Genomic DNA, 13,768 nt, shown 5'->3' on the forward strand with positions numbered 1-13,768 from the left:
GTCAAAGTCATCAACGAATTGGCCCCTGTGCATTGTAGGGACACAGATTCACGGTAGGCATCGACGTCAGGGGTAGCCAACTATTTGCGCAGGTTCTCGATGCCAAGTTCGCGCCACATCCAGGTGAAGTCGTAGGTGGCCATCGGGTCGTTCGCGTCGAGTTGGCTGCTGCTGCGGTTTTCGAGATGCTTGAGCCACCCGGCTACTCGGTGCCGGCCTGCGGCCGTTTGAACGGCTGCGCGCGGGGTGATGTCGCCGAGTATGCCGATGGGTTCATCGAGCGTCGCGCGGTACTGACGGTCGAGCATGGCATGGATGAGCGGGGTTGCCACCTCTGGCGCAATGGCGGGTGCCGGTTCGGACATTGTCAGTCCCTCGGCCCGCGCCGCCATGGCCTGTTCGACCGTCTCGATCGTGGTCAGCGGCGAGCCGACCAACCCGGCTAGCGCATCGGTCATGAGCGCGGTGCCGCGTTTCGCCCGCTCGGCCGAGGTGACGGCGAGAATCAGGGCGCGGCCTTTCAATTCGACATTGCCGAGCACCGGGGTGCCGTCCGCCATCGTCACACCCCACGCCATACGCCCGGTGCTCTTCGCTATTCCGTTCGGTTCCTCGCCCAGCCAGTTCCAGAAGTGCGTGGTTTCCCGCTGAAGCGCAGGGATAGTATCGAGCCGCTCACCGACCAGCGCCTGGGTCACGCCGCGTGCGAAGGGAAAGCGCACGCGGTGGAACACCACTTCCTCGCCATCACTGTTGTGCAGCGTAGGGATCGACGCCGGTCCCATGGTCTTGGGAACGACATCGAACAGCCATGCCATGCTGATGAGGGCTGGAAGCGCAGCAAGATCGTCGGCGTCTAGGTTCAACGCGGTGCGCGGGCTGCGCTTGCCCTTCGAGCGCCGCAGATCGGCGACGAGCGCCTCGGCCGCCTCCATCGTGAACGACAGCACGCCGCCCGACAGGAGGTGCTTGCCTCCGACCTGCACGACGCGGGCACCGATCCTGTCCCATTGCTTCAGCGTCTGCGAGGCGCTGCGCTCGGATACTCGAAGTGGCTCGTCGCCCTGGATCAGGTCGCGCACAAGGAAGCCGCTCCCGGGCTCGACCTCGCTGACTTCGTAGAGGCTCATCACCGACGATCGAAGGGCACGCAGGTAGATTTTGGTCGAGCCGCTCTCGTTCCAACCCCGGCGCCGAATATAGTCATCAACAATGTTCCGGTCCCCGGGTTCGATGGTGCGCGTGAGCAGATCCTCGAACGCGCATCCCCACAACACGCCGGCCCAATGATCGCCGACGATGTCTGCCAGCTCGTCCGCTTCGAAGTCGAACTCCTCCATCGCCAGACCGAGATGATCGCCGAGCGCCTCGCCCAGATGCTCGCCCCAGGCCGGCGAGGTGGCGAACTTCATGACGCCGGACAGATCGTGACCACGCTTCATGCCTGTTCCCTCTGCTGCTGACTGAATTGCTGGCGGTGCGCGGCGACGATGCGCGAGACCGTGGGTTCGCTGACGCCGTACAACCGTGCCATCTCGGCACCGGACTTGCGACCGGAGGTGACGGATTCGGCGATTTCGCGACGCTGCTTGTCGCCGAGCTTGCGCCGTCGTCCGCCGATCCGCCCTTCGGCACGTGCCTGGGCAAGGCCGGCGCTGGTGCGTTCGCGGATCATGGCCCGCTCGAACTCGGCGAAGCTTCCCACCATTTGCATCATCATCCGCCCTGCCGCGGTGGTGGTGTCGATCGCTTCGGTCAACGAACGAAAGCCCGCTCCCGCGAGCTCGATCCGCTCCATGATGTGCAGCATGTCCTTCAGGCTGCGCGACAGCCGGTCGAGCTTCCAGACGACGACGACATCTCCCTCGCGCAACTGCCCGATCATCTCCAGGAGCTTGGGTCGGTCCCATCGCCCGCCGCTAGCGGTCTCCTCGAATACACGTTTGCAGCCGAGCGCGTCGAGCGCGCGCCGCTGCGTGGCGTTCGACTGGTCGTCGCCCTTCGACACGCGGGCATAGCCGATCAGATAGGATTCGCGCGTCATCCAGCTTCTTTCACAAACGGCCGTATCCGGAGGTGGAAACAGGATGCACCAATTTCCGCAGCCTTGGGCCTTTCACAATCCTCTTTCATTAAGCGGGCAAAAGGCAAGAGGTTTTTGAAGGATGAAACATGCCCGCACGTATTCCGATGACCCAGCGGCAGCGCGCCGCATTGCTTGCTTTGCCCGACAGCGAGGCGGCGGTGGTGCGACACTATGGCCTCGATGCCGAGGACCTTGCTGCAATCGGCACCGCGCGCACTCCGGCAACCCGGTTGAGCTACGCCCTGCAACTCTGTTGCCTCCGCTTTCCGGGGCGGCATCTGCGCGCAGGCGAGCTGTTGCCTGCGATCATGCTCGACCATATCGCCGAGCAGGTCGGGGTGGATGCAGGCGCCATCGCCGACTTCGCGCGGCGAGCGCCGACCCGCTACGATCAGCTTGCCGCCATCAAGGCGCGCTTCGGCTTCACCGATCTGAGCCGGCCAGCGCGCGGTATCATGATGACCTGGCTGGAAATCGAAGCCATGCCCATCGTGGACGGGCGTATTCTGCTCGATCGACTGCTCGACGAGCTGCGCACGCGGCGCATCGTTATCCCCGGCATCAGCGTAGTCGAGCGGATGGCGGCCGAGGCGATGCTGCGGGTGGAAACCGATCTGGTCGCTGCAATCCATGATAAACTCGATGCGGATATGCGTCAGCGCCTCGATACGCTGGTCGATGAGAAGGTGCATGATCGACAGAGCCGCTTGTCGTGGCTGCGCGAACCACAGCCCCGCGTCGCGTCAGCCTCGCTCGCCGAAATCCTTGAGAAGGTCGCTCTGATCCGCAGGACCGGAATTTCCTGTGTTCCGGTCGATCCCCTGCACGAGCCACGCATGACGCAGTTCGCCCGCGAAGGCGTGCGCTATACCGCCCAGGCCTTCCAACAGATGCGCGCCTCCCGCAGGCGGGTCATCCTGCTTGCTACGCTGCGCGAGATGGAAGCCACGCTTACCGACGCGGCGATCGCCATGTTCGGCGCCTTGATGGGACGCGCTCACCTTCGTGCCCGCAAACGCCTGGAACAGGGAATCGCGATTTCGGGACGCGAAGGCCGTGACCGACTGATGCGCATCGCCACCGTGCTGGAAACAGTTAGCCGGGTAGCACGCACCGGTGAAGATATCGGCGCGGCCCTCAGGGATATCGTGCCTCTCGACATGCTCGATGCCGATGCCGCGATCATCCGTCGTACCGCGGCACCTCACAGGGACGATGTGTTGAGCGAGATCGCAGCCGAATACCGGACCTTCAAACGAATAGGACCTCTATTCCTGCAAACGCTCGATTTCCACGGCCGGGCCGGCACCGCGGCGTTGCGCAATGCGATGACGGTCCTGTCGGATCTTGATGGCGACTGGCGCAAGCCGCTCCCTGCCGACGTTCCGCTCGGTCATGTCGAGCGGCGCTGGCACCGCCATGTCGTGGTCGCCGGCAAGATCGACCGGACGCATTGGGAGATGGCCACCTACGGGGCGCTCGCCAATGCACTGGCATCGGGTGATATCTGGGTGCCGAGGTCACGGCTGCACAGGTCGCTGGAGGTGCTGCTCGCGCCATCAAGTGGCGCAGCGCTGCAACCGGTGTTCTCGCTCGGTGATCCACACGCATGGCTCGATCAGCGCGCCGCGCAACTCGACAAAGCCTTGTGCGACGTCGCCCAGAATCTGGCCGGACGTGATGCTGCCCTGTTCGCTGGCGAGCGATTGCGCTTCCCCAAGGAACTGAAGGACGATGATGCCGGGCACGACGAAGGACGGCATCTGACGCTTGCCTGCTACGGTATGCTGCCTGCCACGCGTATCACCGACGTGCTGTCGCAGGTCGAACGATGGACCGGCTTCACCCAGCACTTCGGGCACGTCTCGACCGGGTTGCCGCCTGGCGATGAGCAGGCCTTCCTCGCCACTCTGATTGCCGAAGCGACCAATCTTGGGCTGTCGCGCATGGCCGAGGTATGCGGCGCAGGGTCACGCCGCGCGCTGCTGCGCATGCAGACATGGCACATGCGCGAGGAAACCTTTCGGGCGGCGCTCGCCTGTCTGACCGACGCCATCCACGCCGAGCCGATCGCCGCCTGGTTTGGGCAAGGACACCGGGCTTCCGCGGATGGCCAGGCCTTCTAGGCCCAGTCGGCCCGAAGCTGCGATTTTGGTCATCTTGGAGAACACGTCGGGAACGGGCTGGTTGTTGTTGACGATCGCCCATGCGAGGAACGACGTTCCGCTCCGATAAGGGAGCGGCGTTATGAGCCTTGGCGTTTCGAGTGGGGATCTGATCGGCTCCTGGAGCCTGAGTTTTTCGGACATCGCGTTCGTGACCGGCAAAGCGGAGACGGCACGACTGGGATTGGCGGTTCAGCTTAGATTTTTCGCCGGGCATGGCTTCTTTGTGCCGGATCATGCGTCGATACCCTCCGACGGTGTCTTGTATCTGGCGGAGCAACTTGGTCTCGATGCCAAATCCGTGAACCACTATGATTTTTCCGGGCGCACCGCCCGCCGGCATTGCGCGGAGATTTTGCGGCATCTCGGGTTCCGCCGTATGACGCAGACGGATCGCAGGGCGTTGTCGAGGTGGATTTCCGACGATCTTTGTGCGGGCGGGCAGCCGATCAATGCCATGCTCGAGCATGTTTTCCTGTGGTGCCGCGACCGCCGTATCTATGGGCCGTCGCGCAAGGAGCTGGAACGCCTCGTCCGTTCGCAACGACACCTCTATCTGGAGGCCCTGTTGGCCCGAGTCCGCGATCGGCTTGCGCCGGATGCGGTCGCCTTGCTGGAAGCCTCGCTCGCCGATCCCGATGGCCCGACCGGCTTCAACACGATGAAGGGGGATGCAGGTCAGGCGACGCTCGAAAACATTCTTGGCGTGACCGCCAAACTCGCCTTTATCCAACGGCTTGCTCTTCCCCGAGATTTCCTATCGGTCACGGGCAAGGCATGGGTCGATCAGATCGTTCGCCGGGTTGCCGGCGAGAAAGCCTCGGAGATGCGCCGGCATGTACCGGCGCGCCAGCTCGGGCTCTATGCCGTTTATCTGATGGCGCGGGAAGCTCAGCTTACGGATGCGATGGTCGACCTGCTGATCGAGACGGTCCATAAGATCGGATCGCGCTCGAAACGCAAGGTGGTGGGCGATATCGCGAAAGACATCGAGCGGGTCTATGGCAAGGAGCGACTCCTGGTCGAGATTGCCAGCGCTTCGATCGACGATCCATCCGGGCGCATCTGCGATGTCATTTTCCCAATCGCCGGCAAGGACAAACTGGCGGCGATCATCAAGGAAAGCCAGGCAAAGGGCGCCTTGGATCGGCGGATCTACAAGGTGATGCGGAGGTCATGGGCCAATCATTATCGCCGTATGCTGCCAAGCCTGCTTTCGGCACTGGAGTTCCGGTCGAACAACGCCGTGTGGCGTCCGGTGCTGGCGGCCCTGGACTGGATCAGAAGCAAAGTGGATGATGGATGCCGCTACGTGCCGCCGCACGCAGTGCCGGTCGACGAGGTCATTCCGGCGAGATGGCGCAGTTCCGTCATTGATGAAGAGGGGCGCGTAAACCGGATCAGTTATGAGCTTTGTGTCCTCGCGCAACTGCGCGATCGCATCCGTTCTAAGGAAATCTGGGTTGTCGGGGCGGACCGATACCGCAATCCCGATGACGATCTTCCCAAGGACTTCGATGCGCGGCGAGAAGCATATTACACAGGATTGAACCTGACGGCGGATGCGCGTGCATTTTCAAGCGCCATCCGGGAAGAGCTTGCTCAGGAACTGTTGCTCCTCAATGCCAATATTCCCCGGAACGACAAGGTTCGGCTGCTGTGGCGCGGCGAGAACCGTATATCTCTCACCCCGTTCAAACCCTTGCCCGAACCCAGGGGTCTCGCCTCGATCAAGACCGAGATCGGCCAACGCTGGCCGATGACCGGGCTGCTCGACGTACTGAAGGAGGCTGCCCTTGATACGGGACTTCTCGAAGCGTTCGAAACATCGGCCTCGCGTGTTGCACTGCCGAAAACCGCGCTGGATCAACGTCTCCTGCTATGCCTCTACGGCCTGGGAACGAATGCCGGGCTCAAGCGGATCGCCGGCGCCACCCCCGATGTCAGCTATGAAGAGCTGCTGCATGTCCATCGCCGCTTCGTTCATGCCGCGGCGCTCAAGGAGGCGTGTGCCAGGGTTGCGAATGCGACCCTGGCAATCCGCAATGCTGCAGTCTGGGGGGACGCCGGCACGGCCTGTGCGTCAGATTCCACAAAGTTCGGAGCCTGGGATCGCAACCTGATGACGGAATGGCATGCGCGTTATGGTGGACGGGGCGTCATGATCTACTGGCATGTCGAACGACGCGCGACATGCGTCTATTCCCAGCTCAAGCGCTGCTCTTCCTCCGAGGTCGCCTCCATGATCGAGGGCGTGCTGCGCCATTGCACCGACATGGAAATCCAGCGACAATATGTTGATAGTCATGGCCAAAGCGCGGTTGGCTTTGCATTTTGCCGGCTTCTCGGATTTGAGCTTGCACCCCGCCTGAAAGCGATCGCTCGCCAGAAGCTGGCTCTTCCCGATGTCGGCATGCGAACGCGGCTTCCCCACTTGCAGCCGATCCTCTCCAGTCCGATCAACTGGGATGAGATCGAGCAGCAATATGACGAGATGGTCAAATATGCAGCCGCGATGCAGACAAAAACCGCCGACCCGGAGGCGATCCTGCGCCGGTTTAGCCGCTCCGAGGTGATGCACCCGACCTACAAGGCGTTGAGTGAGCTGGGCCGCGCGGTCAAGACGATCTTCCTGTGCCGGTATCTGCGCGAGGAGTCCTTCCGCCGCGAAATTCATGAAGGCCTGAATGTCGTTGAAAACTGGAACAGTGCCAATGGGTTCGTTTTCTTCGGCAAGGGCGGCGAGATCGCCACTAACCGCATCGATGAGCAGCAGCTCTCGGTCCTGGCGCTACATTTGCTGCAAGCGTCGCTTGTCTATGTGAACACCCGAATGCTTCAGAGCGTGCTGGTGGAACCGAAATGGACGGGCCGGATGACGCCGGATGATTATCGCGGCCTCACACCGCTGATTTACAGCCACGTCAATCCTTATGGCCGCTTCGACCTCGATCTGAATAGCCGGATCGATTTTGGGCGGCTTGCTGCCTGACCGGGGCCTTTCCGCTCGCACCATTTGGGTGCACCCGAACGTGACGATCGGAAGTGACATATACGACATGTCACAAAAGGGTGGTTCCGTCACCAATGTTACTGTACGAGGGCAAAGCCACCCTAATGTGACGGATTTGCCCATGACCCGCGTCGGCTACGCCCGCGTCAGCACCATCGACCAGGATCTCGACATCCAGGTTGCCCGGTTGAAGGCAGCGGGCTGTGAAATCCTCCGCTCCGAAACAGGCTCGGGCGCATCGCGCACTGGACGCACGGAGCTTGAGACGATCATGCAGTTCCTGCGCGCCGATGACGAACTCGTCGTCCTGCGTCTCGATCGGCTCGGTCGCTCCACACGCGATGTTCTCAATCTGGTTCATGAACTCGACCAGAAGGGAGCCTCATTGCGGGTGCTTGAGCCGGAGGTGACGACGGCCGGAAGCATGGGGCGGATGGTGATCACCATTCTGGGCATGGTCGCGGACATGGAACTGACGTTCATCAAGGACCGGCAGCGCGCCGGGATCGAGGCGGCGCGCGCCGAAGGCGTCTACAAAGGCCGGAAGAAAAACATCGATGACGATGAAATCCGACGCCGGATCACCGCCGGCGCGAGCAAGGCCAGCGTCGCGCGCGACCTCAAGATCTCAAGAATGACCGTCTATCGGGCGCTTGACGTCATTCCTTCAAGGATCGGGCTGCCGGAAAAGCCGCCTTCTGTCACCATCGCCCTGCATCTGACCATCGAGAACTTCAACAAGCATGGTCGTGGCAGAAAGCCCGCTCGCGAGCGCATTGAGGCGATGCTGGAGCGGGATTACCAGATGCAAAAGACCGGGAACTGCGATTACACGCTGACCGTCGCCTATGATCAGGGTGCCGATGGCGTCAGCCTCGATGATGAGATCGCATCTCTCCAGACAGAGATGTTCAACATCGCAGAGAGCTACAGGTGCTCGATCGAGACCGATGTTTACGAGATTGGAGGACAAGAGCGAGCCTGGTAGATCGCCATGTTCAATCTTTGTTCTTCAACATGGCCAAAATCGCAGCTTCGGGCCGACTGGGCCTTCTACCTGGGCGGGCCGGGCGAAGCCGGCGGAGCGGTCAACGCCCATTATGGTCGCGACCCAGTGGTCAAGATCTACACCACCATCACCGACCGCTACGCGCCGCTGCACCAGACGGTGATCGCCGGCACGGCAGGAGAAGCCATCCATGCGCTCGATGGGCTCCTCGGCCATGACAGCAACGCCGATCTGACCGCGCTGCACGTCGATGGAGGCGGCGTTTCCGACATCGTGTTCGCAACGATGCATCTCCTCGGGCTCGATTTCGAGCCGCGCATTCCTCGCCTGTCCGACCGGCGCCTCTACGCATTCGAACCTTCGAAGCGCTATGGCAGGCTTGCGCCACTGTTCGGTCACAGGCTCAACCGGGATCTGATCGTCAGCCACTGGCCGGATATCGAACGCGTCATCGGCGCGATGCGTGATCGCACCGTTACGCCCTCGCTGATCCTCAAAAAGCTATCCGCCTACCGCCAGCAGAACAGCCTCGCCGCGGCGCTCCGCGAGGTAGGACGGATCGAGCGCACGCTGTTCACGTTGCGCTGGTTCGACGATCCGGCGCTACGCCGCACGGTCACCGCCGAGTTGAACAAGGGCGAGGCGCGCAACAGCCTGGCGCGAGCGGTCGCCTTCCATCGGCTCGGTCGCTTTCGCGACCGTGGCTTGGAGAACCAGCAAACCCGCGCGGCTGCCCTCAACCTCGTCACCGCAGCGATCATCCTGTTCAACTGTCGCTATCTTGGGCACGCCGTCGAAGAAATGCGCCGCCGCGGAAGCCAGATCGATCCGGCTATGCTGTCTCGGCTCTCACCATTGGGTTGGGATCGCATCAATCTCACCGGCGATTATGTCTGGTCCGATCACCTCGATCTCGACGCCAATGGCCTCATGCCGCTGCTCATCAAACCGCTACCGTGAATCTGTGTCCGCATAATGCACAGGGGCCGAATTGCAGAAGATCGCGGCCATGCCCTGGCCGCCACCGGCCAACGGCGAGAGTTCTGGATGAACGCCCTGCGGCTAGCCGGGCACTGCCAATTTATGAACCTAGCACGAGAAGTCGCATGAAAGCTTCCGCAAGCCGACCACGACCGATCTGGACTATGCGATCCAAACGGTTGCCGAGCGGCCCGGGATTGATGCCAATGGGGCAAAGTCGCCAGCGCGCACCAGCGTAACCTTCCCAATCTTTCGCTGCTAACCCGGCCCGATTTGCGGAACCATCATCATCAATGTCGTCTCATTGTGATTGTGCACACCAAGAAGCGCAGCGAAGCACCGTCAACGTAGGATTACTCTAGTCCTGATTGCGCAGCTTCCGAAAGCCTCATACTGCGTCAATTCTTTCGCCTAACCGCACGCACAATTCGTCGAGCGATCTGACGACGAAATCTGCCTGCTCATCGGCATGTGCGCCAAAGTCGGTTGCATCTGAGAGACCAGTCGTCACACCAATGCTCGCGGCGGACGCGGCCCGCGCCATTCTCATTTCTAGCCCTGGGTCGTCACCCACGACGATCAATTTATGCGTCGCATCAGTCGGCAGACCCATCAAAGATCGGGCGCAATGCAGTGCTGCGAGCGATGGCTTGCCGAGTATGACAGGCTCGATCCCCGTCATCGCGGTGATGGCCGCATTAATCGCGAAGCTAGTTCCGATCTTGCGCCCGCCCTCCGAAGCGAAAAAGGGAACATTGGACGCCGTTGTGAGCTGCGCGCCGTCTTCGAGGTCCGCGAGCACCGCCTCCAGATCGTCGAACGTGAATGCGCGGTGATAGGCGACATAGACAGCCTCAACCGCGCAAGAAGGAGCGGCATTTTCGACGACTTCGATACCAGCGGCACGCAGCGGCACGAATGATTCGCTACGCCCCAGCGCCCTGACTTTGCGGATCCCCCGTTCAGAAAACCAATATGCAGCGGCCGTCGTCGGCGTCATCACAGCACTGTCAGGCACCTTCAACCCGGCAACGCGCAGGTTATACGCATATTGAGCCGGGGCTATGGCAGACCCATTGGTGAAAATCCTAAAGGGCATGCCGCGCGCTGTAAGTTCTTCCAGCAGCACTTCTGCGCCCGGAAGCGGGCGATATCCAGAACTGGCGCTGTCGCCAAGTACAAGCGTGCCGTCCATGTCGAAAATGAAACCCGATGCACCAGCAAGCCGGGCAGCCAAGCCGTCAAGCGATTCACTGACCATTACATTTTGCCCGCGGAAGCGCCAGAATGAAGTGCCAATCGTAAACCTTTTCTGTCGATTACGACATCTTTCAGGGTCGGGTTAGCAATAAGTTCTCGTAGCAATTTCATCAACGGCGCAGCCTCCGGAGTATAGGTTGCGCGGCTGGGTCCCATCGCAAGCATTGCGTCGACCTGATCCGCCGGCATCACGGCGCGCAACAGAAATTCCTCATCGTCCAGATGCGCGCCAAACTTGCGACGGAGATCCGAATAGTCAGGGAAATCCGGTTCACCAGCTATCTCCTTTGCCCGCGGTCGATCCATGATGACATCCAGGATCACCGGATCGATTGGGCTCGTCGGACGCCCAAGCTTGCCCATTGCATAGCGCAAAATCTGATCCGATACCTGAACGTACCGCTGGCCGCTGACGATATTTGTTGTCGCCTGCGTCATCACCATCTGGGGAAAGGGCGTTACCATGATAGGATATCCAAGTTCAGCACGAACACGCTCCGTCTCTTCGACTACCGCGCCAAAAAGGTGCTCGAGCTTCAGTTCACTCAGTTGTCGACGAGTGGTGGTCATCACCCCTCCCGCGATCTGGTGACGCAGAAAACTGGCATCGAAGGCTTGAGGCGTGCCCGGTTGGAGGCCTTCCGCCTTAGCCAGACGCCACCAATAATCGGTAACGTTTGCTAGAGCCCTGTCATCGATCGGCACACTATGGCCTGCTTCCCGCAAATTCGCGACAAGCCTACCGGCCTCGGGCAACGAACTGCCATCCCCGAGGGGGCCGATACCGACATGAATGCCATCGACAGCTCCGCAATCGGCGGCCGCCAAAGCGGTAAGTGGACCATAACCGATCGTGCAGTGCGGGTGGACTTCCAGCGATTTCCCGCCGATCACCGCCTTGATCGCCGGTGCGAGTGTCTTCACGCGATCTGGAGATAGCAGGCCGCCCGGATCTTTGATGTAGAACAGGTCGATATGGGGCGATCTGGCGAGTTTCGCTGCGAAATCTGCATAGAATGCATCATCGTGCACGGCAGAGAGGGTGAATGTCAGCGCCGCCATAACTTGCGCATCACCCTCTTCTTTGATGAGCTGAGCTGCTTCAAGAACCGCATCTATGTCATGCATGGGATCAAGAACAATGAAGCGGCCGATGCCATTATGTTGGAGCCGGCGATAGACGATTCGCATAAATTCGGGACCAGCCTGCTGCCAAGCAATGAATCGTAGGCCGGTGGTGATAAATTGAAGCGGTGTGTTGGGCATGGCAGCCCGGACACGCCTGATACGCTCCCAGGGATTGTTACGGAAATAACGCACTGCTACGGCCATGTGGGTCGATGATGTGAAATCGATTGCTCTAAAGCCTACGCGATCCATCTGGCCGGCGACCTGGAGGATCTTTGCTGTATCGAGGCCTGTCGCGCCCCACAGCGACTGGTTGCCATCGCGCACCGAAACGTCGACGAGATTTATTTCAGCCATTGTTCAAATTTCCGAAGAAGCGGGTGTCGACGTCGCCGGCACGGAATCGCGGATCAGCCGCGATAATGGCGTGAAGCCCAGCTGTTGAATCCATGCCTTCTAGCTCGAATACCGATAAGGCAGCAGTCAGGCGCTCAATAGCCTCGGCTCGGTCGTTGCCATGGACAATGAGCTTCCCGGCGAGGGAGTCGTAAAAGGGCGGGACGAGGCCGCCATTGAATATATGGGTATCGACGCGTATGCCTTCGCCCGCCGGCCACTTGGCCGATGCGGCGCGCCCGGGCGAGGGCTGGAAATCTTCGCGCCAGTTTTCGGCGTTGATGCGCACCTCAATGGCATGACCGCGAGGCCGTATCATCTCCTGTGTCAGCGCCAATTTGCTACCGGCTGCTACTAACAGCTGTTGCTCAATCAGATCGACGCCGGTGATCGCTTCCGTTACGGGATGCTCTACCTGGATACGCGCATTCATCTCTAGGAAATAAAAATCGAAAGTAACGGCATCTACCAGAAATTCGACCGTACCTGCTCCTCGATATGCCAGAAACTTGGCCAAATCGACCGCCGCCTGCTCGATAGCCGTGCGCTTGTCATCGGGAAGAAGGGCTGCTGGAGCTTCCTCGACCAGCTTCTGGAAGCGGCGCTGTATCGAACAGTCGCGCGTGCCCAGATGAATCGCATTCACACCATCGCCAAGCACCTGCACTTCGATATGCCGGCCGCTCGTGATAAAGCGCTCGACGTAGATGCGTGGATCCCCGAAGGAAGCCTGCGCTTCAGCCATGGCAAGATCGATCTGACCATCTAGCTGCGATTCATTATCGACTCTTTTCATTCCCTTACCGCCGCCCCCGGACACAGCTTTGAGCAATAGCGGATAGCCCGTTTCCTGCGCGCGCCTTCGCGCTTCCTCCTTATCGCCTGCCTCACCGCCCGGGACCACCGGGAGGCCCGCTTCGATGCCGACCTTACGCGCCATCAGCTTGTCACCCATTGCCTCGAGGCTGGATGAGGAAGGGCCGACGAAAGCGATCCCCGCTTCCGCGCAAGCACGGGCAAGGCCCACATTTTCGGAGAGAAAGCCATAGCCGGGGTGCAGCGCATCCGCCCCACTTAGTTTGGTCGCGGCGATCACCTTGGCAACGTCGAGATAGCTTTGCGCCGAGGGAGCCGGACCGACCTTTACGATATGATCCGCCAGCCATGCGGCCGCGCTATTCAGATCCGCTTCGGACGCCCCAAGGACAGTCTCGATGCCCAGACGCTTTGCTGTGCGAATAACTCTAAAAGCGATTTCGCCGCGATTGGCAATGAGGAGACGCCTGATCATTTGACGAGCATCAAAATGGCGCCGGCATCTACCATCGCGCCATTCTCGACTAAGATTTCCGCGATCTCGCCTGCACAAGCTGCGGGGACGGGATTGAAGAGCTTCATGGTCTCGATGATACCGACATTGGATTCTGCCTCGACGCTGCTGCCGACCTCAACGAAGTATGCAGTTCCAGGAGCTGGGGAGCGGTAAAAGACGCCAGGCAAAGGTGCGCGAATGGCATGCATGCCTTCGGGAACCGGGATTTCTTCCTGACCCGACTGGGCAGTCGCCCCGGCAGGCGACGCTTCGTCTTCGAGCGACCACGCCTGGCTCCAGCCTTCCCCTTGACCTTCTCCTGCATCGGCCCTGCTGACGCGAAGCCGATAGCGATCGGTTCGGATGTCCAACCGATCATATTGACTGCCTTTCAGGATTGTGACGATTTCGTTCACAT

At 60.7% G+C, this 13,768-nt stretch carries 8 protein-coding genes and 2 pseudogenes; 4 read left to right on the forward strand and 6 right to left on the reverse strand.

Annotated features, from left to right (window positions below; all coding sequences use genetic code 11):
• Positions 1–80: 80 nt before the first annotated feature.
• A complete protein-coding gene (locus tag Q0316_RS09685) occupies positions 81–1,442 on the reverse strand; it encodes a hypothetical protein (protein WP_119593179.1) in 1,362 nt (453 codons plus the stop codon).
• Positions 1,439–2,044, reverse strand: coding sequence for a recombinase family protein (locus Q0316_RS09690; protein WP_021226800.1), 606 nt, complete (start codon positions 2,042–2,044; stop codon positions 1,439–1,441). Before Q0316_RS09690 ends, Q0316_RS09685 begins: the two co-directional genes overlap by 4 nt.
• Before the next feature lie 146 nt (positions 2,045–2,190).
• Between Q0316_RS09690 and Q0316_RS09695 the strand changes: the two are divergent.
• From Q0316_RS09695 to Q0316_RS09710, 4 genes and pseudogenes are all read left to right on the forward strand, one after another.
• Positions 2,191–4,209, forward strand: a pseudogene (locus Q0316_RS09695) (Tn3 family transposase); the annotation flags it as partial.
• Between the two features lie 124 nt (positions 4,210–4,333).
• Positions 4,334–7,243, forward strand: coding sequence for a Tn3 family transposase (locus Q0316_RS09700; RefSeq protein ID WP_006961814.1), 2,910 nt, complete (start codon positions 4,334–4,336; stop codon positions 7,241–7,243).
• A 142-nt stretch (positions 7,244–7,385) separates the two neighbouring features.
• The gene (locus Q0316_RS09705; protein WP_006961816.1) at positions 7,386–8,252 is read left to right on the forward strand and encodes a recombinase family protein; all 867 of its coding nucleotides are present in this window, start codon (positions 7,386–7,388) and stop codon (positions 8,250–8,252) included.
• Between the two features lie 41 nt (positions 8,253–8,293).
• Positions 8,294–9,233, forward strand: a pseudogene (locus Q0316_RS09710) (Tn3 family transposase); the annotation flags it as partial.
• A gap of 409 nt (positions 9,234–9,642) precedes the next feature.
• On the opposite strand, the gene Q0316_RS09715 reads toward Q0316_RS09710, so the two are convergent.
• The 4 genes from Q0316_RS09715 to Q0316_RS09730 are packed head-to-tail and all read right to left on the reverse strand — an operon-like array spanning position 9,643 to position 13,766.
• Positions 9,643–10,515, reverse strand: coding sequence for an HAD hydrolase-like protein (locus tag Q0316_RS09715; RefSeq protein ID WP_006961053.1), 873 nt, complete (start codon positions 10,513–10,515; stop codon positions 9,643–9,645).
• The gene (locus Q0316_RS09720; protein ID WP_006961055.1) at positions 10,515–11,999 is read right to left on the reverse strand and encodes a biotin carboxyl carrier protein; all 1,485 of its coding nucleotides are present in this window, start codon (positions 11,997–11,999) and stop codon (positions 10,515–10,517) included. The genes Q0316_RS09715 and Q0316_RS09720 overlap by 1 nt, the downstream gene beginning before the upstream one ends.
• Positions 11,992–13,329: a biotin carboxylase N-terminal domain-containing protein gene (locus Q0316_RS09725; RefSeq protein ID WP_006961056.1), complete on the reverse strand. Its 1,338-nt coding sequence runs from the start codon at positions 13,327–13,329 to the stop codon at positions 11,992–11,994. The genes Q0316_RS09720 and Q0316_RS09725 overlap by 8 nt, the downstream gene beginning before the upstream one ends.
• A complete protein-coding gene (locus Q0316_RS09730) occupies positions 13,326–13,766 on the reverse strand; it encodes an acetyl-CoA carboxylase (protein ID WP_022684415.1) in 441 nt (146 codons plus the stop codon). Before Q0316_RS09730 ends, Q0316_RS09725 begins: the two co-directional genes overlap by 4 nt.
• Between the last annotated feature and the right edge of the window lie 2 nt (positions 13,767–13,768).

It is taken from the genome of uncultured Sphingomonas sp., assembly GCF_937871615.1.
GTDB lineage: Bacteria > Pseudomonadota > Alphaproteobacteria > Sphingomonadales > Sphingomonadaceae > Sphingomonas.

Bases quoted from the DNA above. Each gene is read 5' to 3' on its own strand.
- Q0316_RS09685 (WP_119593179.1), bottom strand. From the start codon at position 1,442: ATGAAGCGTGGTCACGATCTGTCCGGCGTCATGAAGTTCGCCACCTCG.
- Q0316_RS09690 (WP_021226800.1), bottom strand. From the start codon at position 2,044: ATGACGCGCGAATCCTATCTGATCGGCTATGCCCGCGTGTCGAAGGGC.
- Q0316_RS09700 (WP_006961814.1), top strand. From the start codon at position 4,334: ATGAGCCTTGGCGTTTCGAGTGGGGATCTGATCGGCTCCTGGAGCCTG.
- Q0316_RS09705 (WP_006961816.1), top strand. From the start codon at position 7,386: ATGACCCGCGTCGGCTACGCCCGCGTCAGCACCATCGACCAGGATCTC.
- Q0316_RS09715 (WP_006961053.1), bottom strand. From the start codon at position 10,515: ATGGTCAGTGAATCGCTTGACGGCTTGGCTGCCCGGCTTGCTGGTGCA.
- Q0316_RS09720 (WP_006961055.1), bottom strand. From the start codon at position 11,999: ATGGCTGAAATAAATCTCGTCGACGTTTCGGTGCGCGATGGCAACCAG.
- Q0316_RS09725 (WP_006961056.1), bottom strand. From the start codon at position 13,329: ATGATCAGGCGTCTCCTCATTGCCAATCGCGGCGAAATCGCTTTTAGA.